This is a genomic window from uncultured Parasphingorhabdus sp., from assembly GCF_963677535.2.
GTDB lineage: Bacteria > Pseudomonadota > Alphaproteobacteria > Sphingomonadales > Sphingomonadaceae > Parasphingorhabdus.
In genome coordinates, this window is the sequence record NZ_CAXXUT010000003.1 from 1,095,364 (window position 1) to 1,112,071 (window position 16,708).

Annotated in this window: 18 protein-coding genes and 1 pseudogene; 5 read left to right on the top strand and 14 right to left on the bottom strand. The window is 55.9% G+C overall.

All coding sequences use genetic code 11. The features are described 5' to 3' along the window. Positions 1–10: 10 nt before the first annotated feature. Positions 11–520, bottom strand: a complete 510-nt coding sequence (secB, locus tag ACHZCJ_RS12205; protein WP_236554196.1) for a protein-export chaperone SecB — start codon at positions 518–520, stop codon at positions 11–13. Between the two features lie 310 nt (positions 521–830). On the opposite strand from secB, the gene ACHZCJ_RS12210 reads away from it, so the two are divergent. From ACHZCJ_RS12210 to ACHZCJ_RS12220, 3 genes are read left to right on the top strand one after another with little or no spacing between them, the layout of a single operon-like run. After that, positions 831–1,502, top strand: coding sequence for a Tim44/TimA family putative adaptor protein (locus ACHZCJ_RS12210; protein ID WP_159647147.1), 672 nt, complete (start codon positions 831–833; stop codon positions 1,500–1,502). Between the two features lie 25 nt (positions 1,503–1,527). After that, positions 1,528–2,829 carry a murein transglycosylase A gene (locus ACHZCJ_RS12215; protein ID WP_321326769.1) on the top strand — a complete coding sequence of 434 codons (1,302 nt, stop codon included), beginning with the start codon at positions 1,528–1,530 and terminating at the stop codon, positions 2,827–2,829. 3 nt (positions 2,830–2,832) lie between these two features. Beyond that, positions 2,833–3,393 (top strand): Smr/MutS family protein, encoded by a 561-nt coding sequence (locus ACHZCJ_RS12220; protein WP_321326771.1) that lies wholly within the window; start codon positions 2,833–2,835, stop codon positions 3,391–3,393. A 31-nt stretch (positions 3,394–3,424) separates the two neighbouring features. Here ACHZCJ_RS12220 and dapE read toward each other — a convergent pair whose 3' ends face one another. From dapE to ACHZCJ_RS12265, 9 genes are all read right to left on the bottom strand, one after another. Continuing rightward, a complete protein-coding gene (gene dapE / locus ACHZCJ_RS12225; protein WP_394700112.1) occupies positions 3,425–4,552 on the bottom strand; it encodes a succinyl-diaminopimelate desuccinylase in 1,128 nt (375 codons plus the stop codon). A 10-nt stretch (positions 4,553–4,562) separates the two neighbouring features. Beyond that, positions 4,563–5,234, bottom strand: coding sequence for a glutathione S-transferase family protein (locus tag ACHZCJ_RS12230; protein ID WP_159647153.1), 672 nt, complete (start codon positions 5,232–5,234; stop codon positions 4,563–4,565). A gap of 62 nt (positions 5,235–5,296) precedes the next feature. Then, positions 5,297–5,917, bottom strand: a complete 621-nt coding sequence (gene yihA, locus ACHZCJ_RS12235; RefSeq protein ID WP_159647155.1) for a ribosome biogenesis GTP-binding protein YihA/YsxC — start codon at positions 5,915–5,917, stop codon at positions 5,297–5,299. Next, positions 5,914–7,761: a membrane protein insertase YidC gene (gene yidC / locus ACHZCJ_RS12240; protein WP_321326776.1), complete on the bottom strand. Its 1,848-nt coding sequence runs from the start codon at positions 7,759–7,761 to the stop codon at positions 5,914–5,916. The genes yihA and yidC overlap by 4 nt, the downstream gene beginning before the upstream one ends. Positions 7,762–7,814: 53 nt before the next feature. Next, on the bottom strand, positions 7,815–8,024 hold the full coding sequence (gene yidD, locus ACHZCJ_RS12245) for a membrane protein insertion efficiency factor YidD (RefSeq protein WP_321326778.1): 210 nt from the start codon (positions 8,022–8,024) through the stop codon (positions 7,815–7,817). After that, on the bottom strand, positions 8,021–8,479 hold the full coding sequence (gene rnpA / locus ACHZCJ_RS12250) for a ribonuclease P protein component (protein ID WP_321326780.1): 459 nt from the start codon (positions 8,477–8,479) through the stop codon (positions 8,021–8,023). Before rnpA ends, yidD begins: the two co-directional genes overlap by 4 nt. Before the next feature lie 6 nt (positions 8,480–8,485). Further along, complete coding sequence (gene rpmH, locus ACHZCJ_RS12255; RefSeq protein WP_082788408.1) at positions 8,486–8,620, bottom strand: 50S ribosomal protein L34; 135 nt, start codon at positions 8,618–8,620, stop codon at positions 8,486–8,488. A gap of 107 nt (positions 8,621–8,727) precedes the next feature. After that, positions 8,728–9,063 (bottom strand): PGPGW domain-containing protein, encoded by a 336-nt coding sequence (locus ACHZCJ_RS12260; RefSeq protein WP_321326784.1) that lies wholly within the window; start codon positions 9,061–9,063, stop codon positions 8,728–8,730. 158 nt (positions 9,064–9,221) lie between these two features. Continuing rightward, a complete protein-coding gene (locus tag ACHZCJ_RS12265) occupies positions 9,222–9,953 on the bottom strand; it encodes a hypothetical protein (protein ID WP_321326786.1) in 732 nt (243 codons plus the stop codon). A gap of 174 nt (positions 9,954–10,127) precedes the next feature. Here ACHZCJ_RS12265 and ACHZCJ_RS12270 point away from each other — a divergent pair. Next, positions 10,128–10,772 (top strand): annotated as a pseudogene (locus ACHZCJ_RS12270) (magnesium chelatase domain-containing protein); the annotation flags it as partial. Between the two features lie 12 nt (positions 10,773–10,784). Here ACHZCJ_RS12270 and ACHZCJ_RS12275 read toward each other — a convergent pair. The 4 genes from ACHZCJ_RS12275 to ACHZCJ_RS12290 form a co-directional block, all read right to left on the bottom strand. Further along, positions 10,785–11,582: a hypothetical protein gene (locus tag ACHZCJ_RS12275; protein WP_321326788.1), complete on the bottom strand. Its 798-nt coding sequence runs from the start codon at positions 11,580–11,582 to the stop codon at positions 10,785–10,787. Between the two features lie 39 nt (positions 11,583–11,621). Beyond that, positions 11,622–12,203 carry a site-specific integrase gene (locus ACHZCJ_RS12280; protein WP_321326790.1) on the bottom strand — a complete coding sequence of 194 codons (582 nt, stop codon included), beginning with the start codon at positions 12,201–12,203 and terminating at the stop codon, positions 11,622–11,624. A 381-nt stretch (positions 12,204–12,584) separates the two neighbouring features. Beyond that, a complete protein-coding gene (locus ACHZCJ_RS12285; RefSeq protein WP_321327792.1) occupies positions 12,585–13,220 on the bottom strand; it encodes a TrkA family potassium uptake protein in 636 nt (211 codons plus the stop codon). A 13-nt stretch (positions 13,221–13,233) separates the two neighbouring features. Continuing rightward, positions 13,234–14,559, bottom strand: a complete 1,326-nt coding sequence (locus tag ACHZCJ_RS12290) for a potassium transporter TrkG (RefSeq protein WP_321326792.1) — start codon at positions 14,557–14,559, stop codon at positions 13,234–13,236. Between the two features lie 927 nt (positions 14,560–15,486). Here ACHZCJ_RS12290 and ACHZCJ_RS12295 point away from each other — a divergent pair. Continuing rightward, positions 15,487–16,386, top strand: coding sequence for a hypothetical protein (locus ACHZCJ_RS12295; protein WP_321326793.1), 900 nt, complete (start codon positions 15,487–15,489; stop codon positions 16,384–16,386). The last annotated feature ends 322 nt before the right edge of the window (positions 16,387–16,708 follow it).

Sequence of the window (16,708 nt, forward strand, 5' to 3'; positions counted from 1 at the left end):
GCGAGATCGCCTAGGCGTTGCCAACCGGTTGCTCGCCTGTCTGCTGTGCCGCCATCTGTTCGCGCTGCTGCATGTAAAGTGCGGTGAAATCAATCGGCTCGAGCAACAGGGCCTGGAAACCGGCGTCGCGCACGGCGTCCGAGATGATCGCCCGGGCAAAGGGGAAGAGCAGCCGCGGTGCTTCAGCGAACAGAAACGGATGCGCCTGGTCTTCGGGTACATTGCGCAGTCCGAAAAGGCCGCAATAGAGCAGTTCGATCGCGAAGGCGACGCCCTCGTCCGCTTTGGCGGTAACATCGATTTTCAGTTCGACCTCATGAACTTCATCGGAGATCTGGGAAGAGCCGATGTTGAATTGTACATCAATCTGCGGCTGAGCGTTCCACTGGTAGACGTCCGGTGCATTGGGATTCTCGACCGAAAGATCCTTCACATATTGCGAAATCACGCCGATTTGGGGTTGGGTATCGGCGCCATTGGCAAGCGGATCCGGGGTGGTCACATTGCCGCTCGGTTCCATTTTGCTTTCGTCCTTTTCATTCTCATCAGCCATCGGGCCTGTCCTTTCGGAAAATCAGTCAAACATGTCCTCAAGCGCATATTGCCGCGCCGTTCGCTGCGCGCCTAGCAGGGGAAAGAACCGAGAGCAACGAAAGAGTAAACCACCGATCGGACACTCCGCCTCGGGACCCATTTGTAAGCGCAGGTTCACAAATCGGGCACTAGAAAGAGCTGGCCAGCCGGGGCAGATCGGCTTTTTCAGTAATGCTATTTGAAACCGCCCCTGTTTCCCCCTATGTATAGGGTCAAAGACATGATTGGATACTGAAGTGACCATCGAAATTATATTATTGGCAATGGTAGCGGCCTTTCTTGGCCTGCGCCTCTATTCCGTGCTGGGCAAGCGCAGTGGTCATGAGCAGGAACATATGCCGCGCAATATCGAGCCGCGTGCGGGCGATCGCCGCCCACTGGAAGACGCGAAGCCGCATATTCCGGATATCGTTCCGGCCCACGCGGCTGCCGGTGCACCGAATATGGTCTATGACAGCAGCGCCGAAGCCGGAATGCGGGAAATTCTCAGCGCCGATCGCAATTTTGATGTCGGCCGCTTCATCGAGGGCGCGCAAGCCGCCTACAGCATGATTCTGGAAGCTTTCTGGAAAGGCGACAAGGAAGAATTGAAGCTGCTGTGCGACGAAGATGTTTACGAAAGCTTTGCCGAAGTCATCGACGCGCGCGAGAAACGCGGCGAAATACTGGAAAACCAGCTGGTGCGAATCGACAATGCCCGTATTTCGGCAGCGGAATATCGCCGGCCTGTTGCCAGCATCACGGTGCAATTCGATGCCGATATCGTTGCTGTGGTCAAGGACAAGAAAGGCAATCTGATTGGCGGCTCGCTTTCCGATGCTGCCGAAACCCACGATGTCTGGACCTTCAGCCGCGATCTCTCCAGCGCTGATCCCAATTGGCTGCTCGACGAAACCGATGAGGCCTGACCCCCGGTCGGCGAGCAACGGGGTCATGAAATTCGGGACGCTTTTCGGCGCGATGGCTCTGGTCAGTGCCTGTTCCATGACCATCATTCCCCAAGGCGCAGCGCAAAGCCATTCCGCGCAGCAAGATGGCGAATGGGTCATCGAGGACGAGTCCGCGCCGGCCGCCACAGCGCCGGCCTATCAAAATGGCGCGCCGGCGACATTTCGGCCGGTCGATCCGGGTCAGCTCGTGCAGATCGGTGATGATCCGACTCGCGCCACCGGATCCGGCATCGCGCTGGGGCCGGATATCGCGACGCTCCGACTGTCCGACGCCAAGGTCTCATCAGCGCTGCTATCCTATCGGACAAGCTGCTCCTCCCTGGTCCGGCGTGAGGATAATAGCGGACTGACCAGAGGCGGTGACTGGCAGTTGTCGTGCGAAGCTGCCCAGAGCTGGCCGGAGCGGGACGCGAGCGGCTTTTTCACCTCCTATTTCGAAGCGGTGCAGGTCGGTGATGGCCAGGCTTTCGCCACCGGCTATTTCGAGCCGCAGATTGAGGGTTCGCGAGTCCGGAATGCCCGCTATCCGGTGCCGATCTATCGCCGTCCTCCCAATTTGGTCGATGTCGATCTCGGTCTTTTTTCCGAAGCGCTGAAAGACAAGCGCGTCCGTGGCAAGGTCGACGGCAACAAACTGGTGCCTTTCGAGGACCGGGCGGCCATTGATGACGGGGCGCTCGCCGGACAGGGTCTCGAGATAGCATGGGCCCGCGACTATATCGATTTCTTCTTTCTGCAGATCCAGGGCAGCGGCCGGCTGTTGCTGCCCGACGGATCGGTCATGCGAATCGGTTACGCCGGACAGAACGGCCACGATTATACCGGTATCGGACGGGTGATGCGGGAACGCGGTCTGCTGGCTGACGGCAAGACCAATATGCAGGGCATTGTCGAATGGCTGCGCGCCAATCCGCAAGCGGGCATGGAGATCATGCGCGAGAATAAAAGCTATGTTTTTTTCCAGGAGCTGACCGGTCCGGGGCCTCTGGGTGCGATGGGCCATCCGGTGGTCGCGCGGACCTCGGTCGCGGCGGACCGGATGTTCGTGCCGCTGGGCGCGCCGGTGTTCCTCGATATGGAACATGATATCGCCGATGGTCTCTGGGTGGCGCAGGATAGCGGCGGCGCGATCAAGGGGCCCAACCGTTTCGATACATTCTGGGGTGCCGGCGAGGAAGCGGCCCGAATCGCGGGCGGCATGTCGTCTCGCGGTCAGGCGCTGATCTTCCTGCCGAAGGGAACGGTGTCCCGGCTCGTCGCAGCCCGCCGGAACCCGGGCCAGTAATCGATGCCGGACCGGCCTCTTACCGCCGGCGAAAAGGCGCTCTGGCAGAAATTTATCGAGAGCGTCGAGCCGCTGGACCAGGGGCGGGTGAAACGGGTGGAAAACCTTCCGGTAGCCCGACGGCCGCGCGATATTTCCGGGCCGATCACGGCGGAAAGTTTCGGCGGAAAACCCGCCAAAGCCGTCCCGCTGCGCGATCAGAAGCCGGTACCGACCAAACATGGCCTAGACGGCGGCTGGGATCGTCGCCTCGCCAAGGGCATGGTCCATCCCGATGTCACGGTTGATCTGCACGGCTATAGCCTGTCCTCCGCGCATGGCAGGCTCGACAGTGCGCTGGAACTGAGCATCGCGGCCGGGCATCGTGCGATCCTGCTGATTACCGGCAAGGCCCGTAGCGACGAGGAACGGCGTCGGGCGGGCGGGCGCGGCGCAATACGCTCTGCCATTTCCGACTGGCTCGCGGCATCGCGCCATGCCGCGCATATTGCGACCGTGCGCCGGGCCCATCCCCGGCATGGCGGCGCCGGCGCGCTCTACATCATATTGAGGCGTCACCGCTAAGCGGGGGCGAGGAGCTGTGGCTCTCCGGTGGTCAGCGCAAGGCCTGCCTGACGATCAGCGTGAAAATTCTGGAGAGCTGTTCCAGATCCTCAACCGCAACGGCTTCGTCGAGCTTGTGCATCGTCGCATTGCACAGACCGAACTCGACCACTGGCATGATTTTGGCGAGAAACCGCGCGTCCGATGTTCCGCCCGAGGTGGACAGTTCCGGTTCTACGCCGGTGATCTCGCGAATTGCGCCGGACACGATGTCGGAAAATTCGCCCGGCGGAGTTAAAAAGGGTTCGCCGGAAATAATCGGCTTCAGTTCACCGCCGTGACGCTCGACGATTTCCTGCACCATGGCGCTGAGGCTTTCGCCGCTATGCCGGTCGTTGAAGCGGATCGACAGGCGCCCCTCTGCCTTGGCCGGGATTACATTATGCGCCGGATTGCCGACGTGAAGGTCGGTAAATTCGATATTGCTCGGCTGGAACCAGTCGGTGCCTTCATCCAGTTGCAGCGCATCAATCTCGCTCAGGATTTTGCCCAGCTTAGTGATCGGATTATCGGCGTTTTGCGGATAGGCAACATGGCCCTGTGTGCCATTGACCGTGACCCACATGTTGACCGACCCGCGCCGTCCGATCTTCATCATGTCGCCCAGCCGGTTTACCGACGTCGGTTCACCGACGAGGCAGAGATCGGGGATGATATCGCGCTCGGCCATCAGGTCCATCAGCGCCACCGTCCCGAAGCGCGCGGGACCTTCTTCGTCGCCGGTGATAATCAGGCTTATCGTTCCCAGATCATCCGGGACGTCGTGCAGCGCGGCGACAAAGGCGGCGATACTGCCCTTCATGTCGACAGCGCCGCGGCCGTAGAGCAGGTCGCCGCGGATTTCCGGTACAAAGGGATCGGTTTGCCAGCCTTGACCGGGCGGCACGACATCCAGATGCCCTGCATAGGCAAAGTGGCGGGAACCGGCGGGGCCTTTACGAATGGCAAAAAGATTCTCGACCGGCCCGTCCGGCGGATCGCCGGCGATGAAGCGGGTGACCTCGAATCCCAGCGGCTCGAGCATGGCCTCCATTTCATCAAAAACGCCGCCGGTGGCGGGGGTGATGCTGCTGTGGGCGATCAGCCTTTTGGCCAGTTCGAGTGCTGGTGCTGCGGTCATGTTCTGGTCTCTAGCCATTTGCCGCTTCGGGATTTTCCAGCCGCTCGACAACCCATGGCTCCTCTTCGGCTGCCTCCATCCATTGCGCGGTCCATTCATGGTCCAATATCGTTTGCATATAGCTGGTGGCAAACCCCGGCAGCCGGAATCCGTAGGTCTGGAACCGGGAGACGATCGGTGCATACATGATGTCGGCGGCGCCATAGGTCCCGAACAGAAACGGTCCACCGCTGCCAAAACGCGCCCGCGCCTGCGCCCAGAGTTCGATGATCCTGGCAGCGTCGGCCTTGACTTCGTCGCTCAGCGCCAGCCCTTCGTAAATCTTGCGGGTGTTCATCGGGCATTGCCGGCGCAGCGCCATGAAGCTGGAATGCATTTCGGCAGCCATCGAGCGGGCCATGCCGCGTGCGGTTTCGTCCTTGGGCCAGAAACGGTCGCGGTGAGTCTTGTCGGCCAGCCAGTCGATAATCGCCAGACTGTCCCAGACAACGGTCTCGCCGTCCCAGAGGATCGGAACCTTGCCACCCGACGGTGCGAAATTCTCGCTCTCGCGGACATGGTCCCAGTCATCGCCGAACAGGGGCACGGTCAGTTCTTCAAAGGACAAGCCCGACTGTTTGCACGCCAGCCAGCCGCGCATCGACCAGCTGGAATAGGCTTTGTTTCCGATTATCAGTTTCATAGTCTGTTCCATAACCAAATATGGCGCGCTGTGTAGTGAAAAGCGTTAAGGCCGCCGGCAGACTAGTCCTGCACGGCGTCGAGTACGGCTTGCCGCAGTTCGTCAATACCCTGTTTTTTTTCCGATGATGTCAGCAGCAGCTCGGGATGGGCGGCAGGATGTTTCTTGGCGATGGCCGCAACCTGTTCCGCCGTGGCATCCAGTTGCGCCTGCTTCACCTTGTCCGCCTTGGTCAGCACGATCCGGTAGCTGACAGCCGCCTTGTCGAGCATTTCCATCACTTCCTCGTCGACCGGCTTGATGCCGTGGCGGGAATCGATCAGTACGAATGTGCGCTTCAGAACGGCCCGGCCGCGCAGATAGTCGTTGATCAGGAAGCGCCATTTCTGCACCACCTTTGGCGGTGCCTTGGCAAATCCGTAACCCGGCATATCGCAGATCCGGAAGATCAGCGGATCGCCGATGTCGAAGAAATTCAATTCCTGCGTCCGTCCGGGCGTATTTGACGTCCGCGCCAGACCATTGCGGTTGGTCAGCGCGTTGATCAGCGATGACTTGCCCACGTTGGAGCGGCCGGCAAAAGCAATTTCTGGTACCTTCGGATCCGGCAGAAACTGCAGTTGCGGCGCGCTTTTCAGAAAGCTGATAGGCCCCGAAAAGATTTTCGGATGAAGGGGTGTCATGCCCCGGCCTTGTCAGCGGCCGCTTTTTTCGCTTTTTCCTCAGCTTCCTTCGCCATCATTTCCTTCATCTGCGGATGACGGGAATAGAGCCATTTCTGCTGCGCGATGGTGAGGATGTTGGACACGGTCCAGTAAAGCTGCAGGCCGGCGGCAAAGGGCGCCATGATGAATACGAGGATCCACGGCATGATGCTGAAAATCTGCTTCTGCATCGGATCCATCGGTGCCGGGTTCAGCTTGAACTGCAGATGCATGGTGATGCCCATCAGGATCGGCAATATGCCGACCGCCAGGAAGCTCGGCGGATCGAACGGCAGCAGACCGAACAGATTGACCGGTGTCAGCGGATCGGGTGCGCTGAGATCCTGAATCCACAGCACGAACGGCTGGTGACGCATCTCGATCGACAGCATCAGCACCTTATAGAGCGCGAAGAAGATCGGAATCTGCAGGAAAATCGGCAGGCAGCCGGCGAGCGGATTGACCTTCTCGTCTTTGTACAGCTTCATGATCTCCTGCTGCTGCTGCTGCTTGTCGTCCTTGTATTTTTCCTGGATCGCCTTCATTTTCGGCTGCACGGCGCGCATCTGCGCCATCGAGGCAAATTGTTTCTGGGCGATCGGGAACATGAGGCCGCGCACGACGAAAGTCATCAATATGATGGCAACCCCGAAGTTACCAACCAGTTTGAACAGCCAGTTGAGCAAATAGAACAGCGGTTTTTCGAACCAGTAGAACCAGCCCCAGTCAATCGCGCGATCCAGATTCTTGATACCATATTCCGCTTCATATTTTTCCAGCAGCGCGTTTTCCTTGGCGCCGGCGAAAAGCCGGGTCGTGGTGGTCAGCTGTTTGCCGGGGGCGATAATCTGCGCGCTCTTCCTGGCGATTTCCGCCTGGAAAATATCGCCACCGCCAGAACGGAATTTGGCGTCCACATCGTTGATATTTTCCGGGATCAGGGCGCCGAGCCAATATTTGTCGGTAAAGCCGAGCCAGCTGACTTCCTTGTCATAGCTGTTGGTTCCGGCCACCGCGGAGGTCCCGAACAGACCTGCAAAAAAGCCCGGTTCTTCACCGGCCAGATTTTCGTAATCCACGTCATAATTGGCAGCGCCTTCATAGACACCGACCGGACCGGAGTGGATGGTCCAGGTGCTGGCTTCATTGGCCGGAATATTGTCGAGATCCCGCTTCCGGTTGATCAGCCCGTAAGGTCGAAGCGCAATTGCATTCTCGCCGCGATTAACGATGCTCTGTTCGGTAGTGATCAGATAGTCTGGGTCGATCGACAGTTTAATCCTGTAGGTCTGTCCGGTTTCGTTCGACCAGCTTAGCGTCACTGGCGTGTCCGGTGTCAGCCGGCTCTGGTCAGCAGACCAGATCGTATTGTCGTCGGGAACAGCAACGCCGTCGCCGGCCCATCCGACGCGGCTGAAATAGGCGTTTTCGGTGCCGGACGGTGCGAAGAGCCGGACGGGCTTGCTATCCTTGCTCATATCAACCGTATGATCGGTGAGGGTGAGATCATCGATACGACCGCCCTTGAGATTGATCGACCCCTGGAGACGTGGTGTCTCGATCAATACGCGGGGGCTTTCGCGCAGGACAGTGGCCAGAGGCCTGATCGCGGCCGGTGCGGCTGCAGCGCCGATGTCCGTGCTACCGTTACCCGGAACCGAAACGTCGCCGCCAACCTGGTCGTTGGCCGGCGCATCGGCCTGTTCAACGACTTCGTTCTTGTTGGCCATGTCCGGGAAGAATTGCTCCATCAGCAAGGGCCAGCCGAACAGGATGATCCCCGTGAGGAGTATCGCCATGATAATATTACGCTTGTCGTCCACTATCTTGTCCTGCTTTCGGCCATTTGTTGTAACTATGATCGGTGTTCAGGGTGTCACGGCACCGGGTCATAACCCGAGCCCCCCCAAGGATGGCAGCGCAATAGCCGTTTAGCCCCCAGCCAGCTACCCCTAATTGCACCGTGCTTTTCGATCGCCTCGATCGTATAGGCGCTGCAAGTCGGCTGAAAACGGCAAGTCGGGGGCAGAACACGCGACGGGCCCCATTGCCAGCATCGCACGCAAAAGATGAAAACCGCTTTCATCCAGCCTGGCCCAGCTTCTTCGCCAGAAATTTCAGGCCTTTTTCCAGATCGGCCCTCAAGGTGGCAAAATCGCTCTCGTTCCTTGTCTTTCGACCGATCATGATATGATCGACGCCGGCGATGCCATGGTCCGGCAGGCTCTGCGCAAGCAGGGCCCGGAAGCGGCGCTTCATGCGATTGCGGGCGACGGCATTGCCGATCTTCTTGGTCACCGTAATCCCGTAACGGAGGCTGTTCGCCGCAACCGGATGATCAGGGCGACGGCGATGCGCTAGCAGGACAAAATGGGGGGTGACGAATCGCTTGCCACGATTGGCAGCGAGAAAATCCGCGCGTTTGCGAATCACTTCGATGGGCTGGTTTGAATCAGCAAATGCCGAATCGGCTGAAGGATTCTTCAAATCCAGATGATCCGGCGATGGGCGTGCTTCGACGGGCGCAGCACGTGCGGTCATTTGCTTTTAGGCAGAGAGCTTCTTGCGGCCACGGCTACGGCGGGCAGCCAGTACTTTGCGGCCACCGACAGTGGCTTTGCGGGCGCGGAAACCATGGCGCCGTTTACGGACCAGACGGCTTGGTTGAAATGTACGCTTCATCGCGATTATCCTAAGTCAAAATTTCGATAAAAAAGGCCGCCATAAGCTGCGGCCGATACGTTGTCGCTGCGATTAGGCAGGCAGGCGCGGAAAGTCAAGCGTTTGCGCTAGACTTTCTTGTCCCGATCGCCGGTCTTCACCTTGCCGAAAATCGGCAGTTCAAAATCGTCGGGCAATGTCTTGTGGTGCCGCCGTCGCATCGCCCAGTCGGTCCATTTGCCATAATGGGGAAAGCGTCGTTTGAAATCGACATAACGTTTCTTCGCCCAACGCGAGTTTTGCAGGACCAGCGCCAAGCCAATCGGAAAGACGATGATGAAACCGGGGCCGGGGATGGCGCCGATGATCGGTGAAATGATGATCAGCGTGAATCCGATGACCGTGAGCACGAATCGCGATCCTGAAGTATATTTCCAGCGCGTATTGGTCATTTTGTCGGTCATCTCGTTCCACTTGGTGCTTTGCGAGCGGAGTCGCAAGTCCGCTTTGTCATCTAAAGCGCGTGAAAGAGATTATTGTTCCCGGCCCATGCATAAGAGCTGAACGAAAGCCTGTGCCGATGCACTAGGAGAACGGTCTGGCGCGAACGCGCTGTCCGGGGTCAATGAACCATCTGGAAGCGGGCCATGTCATTGCGCGACAAGCGCAGCTGTTCCGAAAAGGGTACGCTGTTGGTCAGCGCATAAAATTCCTGAGCGGTGCCCCTTGGAACGCCCATTTCTGCGTAATAATCCAGATATTCCGAGTGGACCGGATCATTGGCCGGATAGTCATTGGCTTCCCGGCCATCCTCGTCCATCCAGCTGTGCACGACAAATTCGGCATCGCGGTGGGCTGTGCGGCGGATACCGGCGAGAAACAGTTCGACCGCGCCGGATCGCACCGAGCCACCCGCCGGCACGTGGGTACTGATGCCGGCGTTGCGGATCATCCGGGCCAGCCTGAGATTGGCCTCTTCGTCGACAGATCCGTCGCAATCGAGCATTTCGATCCGCTTGATCCCCGGGAAATGTTTCATCATCTGCCGGAACAATGCCGGCGTGTAGCTGTCGACCGTGCCCGTCATTTCAACGGTATCGGCCGCAACGACCCGGAACGGACCATATTGGCCATAGGCAGTGCCGGCCGGTTCAGCCCATATGACCGGCTCTTCCAGACCATATTCGAAAATCTCGACCGTTTCGGTGACCGTATAGCTGCCGGCGCTGATTGCGGGCTGGACCGGGAAGAGGAGCAGCGCAAACAGGAGGAAGGCCCCGACCAGAAAACCGCCCCGCGAACCGGCCGGCTCATCTGCTGTTGCGATTATGTCGAGGTGGTCAGTGCTGCTCATCCCGTTTCTCTGTGGTCTGGCGCTTTCCACAAAGTATCGGAGTCTGGTTAGCCGATATTAACCACCCGCCCCGCCCATCGCCCGGTTTTGACCGTTGCGGACATGGGGCGGTTGCTGCTCGACTCATTTCAGCGGCTTTGCCACTATTCCCGCCATGATATTGGGGCGGCTATAATGGTGGCGCTGGTTCAGACGGTGGCCTATCTCGGACTGGAGGCGCGGGGCGTCGAGGTGCAATGTCAGGTTGCGCCGGGCCTGCCCGCGTTCAACGTGGTTGGCCTGCCCGACAAGGCGGTGGCCGAAAGTCGCGAGCGGGTCCGCGCCGCCATTGCGGCGATGGGCCTTTCGCTGCCGCCCAAACGAATCACCGTCAATCTGTCGCCTGCCGATTTGCCGAAGGCCGGCTCCCATTATGATCTGCCGATCGCGCTGGCGCTGCTCGGGGCGATGGGGATTATCGATGCGGAAACGCTGGCGAGCTATCTGGTCGTCGGAGAATTGTCGCTCGACGGCCGGCTGGCTGCCACACCGGGCGTGCTGCTGGCGGCGCTGCATGCCTCGGGCCGCAATCTGGGGCTGGTCTGTCCGGCAATGCAGGGCCCCGAAGCAGCCTGGGCCGGCGATGTCGAGGTGCTGGCTCCGGAGGACCTGCTGGCCCTGCTCAACCATTTCAAGGGCCAGTCGATATTGTCCCCGCCGGAAACCGGTGATGCGCCCGAACCGGATTACGGTCCGGACCTGAAAGAGGTAAAGGGGCAGGAGACTGCCAAGCGGGCACTCGAAATCGCCGCAGCCGGTGGTCATAATCTGCTCATATTGTAGCTTATTAAATTATCTAAGATTTTGGCAGGAAAGCTGGATAAACAGTCCATCTGGTAAGAATTTCTCAGTTCCGGTTGGGGCGCATTTCTTAAATTGTTGGTTGGCCCTGACGAATGCATCTATGTACGCTTGATCTAATGAACGGTCTAAATGGTTTACCTCCACGGTAACTAACTCGGCTGATGCGGGTAACTGAGAGTTTGATTCACTCTTTTGACGGGAGCTCTGCTGCCGATCAAACGCAGGTCGTTCTATAAAATCAAACGGTTCGGAAGCCACAACTTCCGTTGTCACAGGCTCTTCCGAAACTTCCTCGTTATCCAATAGCGGGGCTTCACTCGCGACTGTTTGAGTATCTTGCAATTCTTCAAAGCATCCTTCCAATTTTACGTCTGCAGCAGGAATGGATATATTTTCCGTTGAAAAGTACATCACTAAATGCCCATCCAATTGTCTCCACTGCCCATCTCCTCGGAAGGTCGAAACGACGTCGCAGCCGTTCCCGATGTATATCTTTTCGTGCCCTTGGGTCAGTATTGCGCCATCGGCATTGAGTGAAACAAGATATCCTTCTTCATTGGCTGGCGCTGAAGATTCATCCGAAGCGGAAGCAGATTGCAAAGATGTGCCTGCGGCAAAAAACACAGAAAATGCGATGGCAGCTACTACATAAAAAATTGTAGAATAGAGAAAATGAACAAAACTGTGGTCCCGTCTACGACCGGAAGCCCACACTTCACCTTTTTTAGGCCACAAGTACCAAAGTTCAGCTAACAGTTTACCGGGAATATTATATATTTTTAGCACCGCATCTCTCCCTCTGAACGCATCACAGCCGATTATTCTTTATGCATCAACAACTTTTCTCATCGCGTTGGAATCGACTTCGATATATCGTTGAGTCATCGCCAACGACCTATGGCGAGCAAGCTCTTGAACGTCTCGTATGCTTCCCCCGAACAGACCAATGTTTCTGGCTGCATTGGTAATGAACGTTCTTCGTCCTGAATGGCTGGAACATCCCAAGAACCCCAATTGTCGATACCAATCAAAAAACAGATTCACGATAAACTGTGGGTCGGTTTCCAATGACCGCTGGGTTCGAATGATCCGGCTATCGAGATCTGTTTGTGGGTCCTGCTCCTTCATCACAGATAGAGCGTCGCGAATGTCTCGGGCCATTGGAATAGCACCCCCGCTGTTTCCTTTGGAAGCGCTGTCAGTTAATCTGATCAGGTCGCTGATTGCTCCATCGGCATCCAACACCATGGACCATTTTAGCTGGGCGATTTCCTTTGCCCGTAGACCGGCTTTAACCGACAGCAAGAATATTAGCTTATTGCGGTCGGCAAACCGGGTATCTGCAATGAATCGTAGGGTGGTTCGAATTTGGGCTGGTGTCAGCGCCTTGGCCTGTTTCTGAAGCATCGCCACCCTTATAATATTATGTCAACACATTGTTTTATAATGACAATATATCCAAGGCTCAAGGCGTCATTGGCTAGGCTGTTGATATCACGGGTAAATCTAGCCGTTCGTTATATTATTAACATTTCCTAACGAAACCGGCCTTCCTAGCCCGGGTTAATGTCCGAAAATCGATGCAGAGCCGTCGTCTCGGAGAAAATGTAGACACTCCGCTGACGACCCAGTTTCTGCCGTTCCGAGGAGGTTTTTGCATGCCAGATACCGGACATTCTGTCATTCACATCTAAACAGTAGAAAGTAAGCAAAGGTGAGCGTACGCGATATCAACCTGAAGCCGTATCTATCATAGGAAGCAGGCTGCTATTGCGATGTATCTGATTATCAAATAGCAGAAAACCGCTCGATATCGGTAATCCGGCCCGAAACAACGAGCTCGTCATTCGGGAAAATGAGGGTGTCGGGCACAGCGTGAATGAAATCCTTTCCTTCGCGTTTCACGCCCACCACAGTCACATTATATTTTTCGCGGCATGCGCTCATCAATAGCGGCAAGCCAACGATCACTTCAGGCGCAGCTAGCTTGGCGATTGCAAATTCGTCATCAAAGGAAATGAAATCGAGCAAGCGCTCATTGAGCAAGTGCGCGACCCGCTCGCCCATCCGCTGCTCTGGAAAGACAACATGGCGCGCCCCAGTGCGTTCCAAGATGCGAGCGTGCTTCTCATTGCTGGCTTTTGCCCAGACATTAGTTTGGCCCAGATCAGACAGCGCAAGGACAGTGAGGACGCTAGCTTCGATATCGCCACCTATGGCCACAACCGATGCTTCAAAGTCCAGCACTCCCAGTTGTTTTAGCGTCGCGGGGTCGGTGCAGTCGGCCTCCAGCACTTTAGTAATCTCGGGTGCAAATTCCTGTACCCGCCGGGCATCGGTATCGGCGCCAAGTACTTCGTGACCCATCCGCTCCAACGTCCTTGAAACGGCGCCTCCAAATCGGCCGAGGCCAATGACCAACACAGGTTTGCGTTTTCTAGCCGACAATGGGATTCTCCTCAGGATAGCGATACGGGCGCCCGCGACTGCCCAAGGCAAGCGCCGTGGCAACGGTAATCGTTCCGACCCGTCCGACAAACATCAACGCTACGATTACCAGCTGCCCAGTCGGAGGCAAATCTGCGGTGATGCCGGTTGACAGGCCAACGGTTGAAAAGGCGGAAATACATTCAAAAAGAATTTCGTCCAGAGGCAGCGAACTAATGGAAGCGATGTAGGTGGTTGACGCAAATATGAGCGTCGCGGCCAAGATAGTGACCGACAAGGCTTGGCGCTCGACCGCATGGCCAAAGCGACGCTGAAATAAACCTGCATCGCGGCGGCCTAAGATTTCAGACAACAGGATTGCGAATAAAACGAAGAAGGTCGAGATCTTTATGCCGCCAGCGGTCCCGGCGCTGCCTCCACCAATGAACATCAGTAGATAGTTGACCATGATTGTCTCGTCTTCGAACGCACCAACGTCGAGACTGTTGAAACCCGCCGTACGCGGCATGGCAGAATGGAAAGCAGCATTTAGCAGCTTCTCACCCAATGTCATCGATCCCAAGGTTGCCAAATTATCCCATTCCATCGACAGAATGGCAAGGAAACCGAATACAAGCAGCACCAAGGTTCCTGCCACGGTGATTTTCGTATGAAGTGACCAGCGGCGCCACTTGAGACGGTTAGAACGAATATCCTGCATCACTGGAAAGCCGAGGGCTGTCAGGATCACCGCAAGCATTATCGGACCCAGAACGAACGGATCTGTCTGATATCCCATCACGCTGTCTGAGTGGGTCGAAAATCCAGCATTGTTGAATGCGCTAACCGAATGAAAGACACCGTGCCAAATCGCCTCGTCGACTGGCATGGCATAGAAAGTCACCATGCGAAGGGACAGAATGACGGCGATGATCGCCTCCACGCTTATGGTAATCAGAAAAATCAGTTTGAGGACAGAAGCGGCATCACCGGTTTCCAATCGACTTCGTTCGATCTGCGTGGCCATCCTATCTCGAAGGCCGAAGCCTCGTCCCGCCATAAGACCGAATAGCGTTGCTGCAGTCATGATGCCCAAACCGCCAATCTGGAACAGCAACAATATCGTAACCTGACCGAAGGTGGACCAGTAGGTCGGGGTGTCAACCACGATCAGGCCGGTCACCGCGACGGCCGATGTTGAAGTAAACAATGCCGTTAATAGAGGAGCGCCGATGCCTTCATTCGTCGCAATGGGGAGGCTTAGAAGAATGGTCCCAAACGCAATCGCGCCTAGAAATAGCAAGGGAATCAATCGGATCGGATCGCGGAGGCCCATATTCCAAGCACTTTGCACAGAATGCTTCAATAAATTACAGTGCTATCCACTGATCGCGAGCTGTATAGCCGCCACAAGTGTTACAATCAAAGCAATTCGATCCATCATCCCGGTGGGATGGACTGCCGCTTTTCAAATTTTCTTGCTGAAAGCCGACTGAGAACTTACCACCCCAGTTTCGGTCATTCGATCGCCTTCCAGCATAGCCTAAAAGCTGACCGCCTGCTCTTTGAAGTTTTCGAGGAAAGCCGCCCGTCAGCAAACAACCCAGCGGTTATCGTTCTTACGTCATCATTCGTTATGAAAAGCGTATTTCCTAACGAAACCGGAAATTAAATTGGCATGCCTGCGCGAAGTCATTAGGCAGCAATCACGGACGATTTTGCGATTTCGCTAAGGAATAACCAAGTTGTAGAGCGCAGCTGCTGCTACCCATAAGCTCCACAGGCTAAAAGCTAACAATAAAAAAAGTTCAAGCGGATACGCATCACGCGTCGCAGGCGCACCCTTTACCCTTTTTGCACACCTTATCGCGAGAAATACAGCTATCGCCGCAGGCTTTACCTTTGCTGCATGTTTTACAGCAGGCGCTAGTTTGGGCTAAAGCAGCTCCCGATGAGCACGGATTGATCGACGCAGGTCCTAATAAGCCAATTACTAGCGCGAAGGACACGAAGATTGATTTCACGACAGATACCCCCTCCTTATGGTTCTCTCACACCCTAGAGCGATTGTCGAATCTAGCGTTTGACAGATGTGGCCAACAAATCCTTCGCCGCTCTTGCTCCGTCTCTATAAACGCGCTTCGCTGCTTAGGAGTAAAGCGGGCAGATACTAATACGTGCGCGGTAGATTCTTGCGTTTGGAACCGTTTTCTGACTATCGACTGGTATCGGCCTGATCCTGATATTGGAAAACGGAGCAGATATGCAGCCACCAAAACCTAATGCCAGAGATTTTTTCGGCCAATCGACGCTCGATGAAGGCCTATCAAGCCTACAAACCCATTTCGCCGACTGGGAAACCGCAGACGATCGAGGAAAACACAGCCTGTGGAAGCTGCTTGGAAAAGCATACGCGCTAGGAAGCGAGATCGCAGAAAACGATCTAATCAGATCTGCCCTGATATCCAAAGTTTCGGATGATCCAGATGTTGCCGCAAGCAATCGGTGGAATGCCGAGACAAAACATCCGTTTGATCTGTTATTGGTATTGCTGCTTGGGCTGACAGAAGAAACCAAGGCCACCAAGAGCCAATGGCTTCGGACGTTAAAAACGGCTCAAACACAGAGTATCGATCCTACGCCAGAATCATTTTTGGCTTGGATAGAAAAGTTGGGGGGTGTTGACGCTGCGCTCAAACTCGGAAGAAAGCCAAGACCACCCAAACTAAAATTAAGCGAAATGGTTACGGCAATACCCGAACCCGACAATTTCGAAAACTTGGCCTTTGATATGCCGCTCAAGTTGAGCGACGATGATCTGCCTGAAGGGTACGGGCTTGTTATCGTCAAAAAGACCAATGACGGAGACCAACTGTTGCCCCTCGGCACCATCGTTAACGAGCGGCAGGTATCTGAAGCAGTGAGGACATTCGTTGCTGAGCTGGCGCGACAACAACGCGAAAATGAACGGCTAGCCTGCCAAGAGGAGGAAGATAGAGAAAAATTGATGCGTAAGAAGGCTAAATCAGCGTATTACGCTATCGAAAAGAGTAAGCGATGGACCACCGAATTCGAGGAATTTTTTGAAGTGTGGAAAGTTGAAAATCCAGACGAGGACCGGCAGCCCCGCAATCCTTACTCTGTTCCCTCATCCAGTCAGTAAAACCACATGTTTCAACGCTCCGCGTTAATCTGCAGTCAGGTACCAGCCTGATCAACGGTTAAGAGTCTTTACCTTCGGGTCGCCGCCGTTGGTTGTGTTTGAGAGACTTTTAGGCCGATAGGCTATCTACACTTCCATAAATGTTCCACTTATGTTCCATTGACAATATGGGCCACTCACCGATTCTACCAAAGGCATATCAGACTGTCGGCAAGATGCACGAGGCGGACATATCGATTAAAGCCTACTGCCAGAAATGCCGGGAGGCGTTCAAGGTTGACCTGGTCGCAATTATTATGACGAAGGGCCCGGACTATTCGCT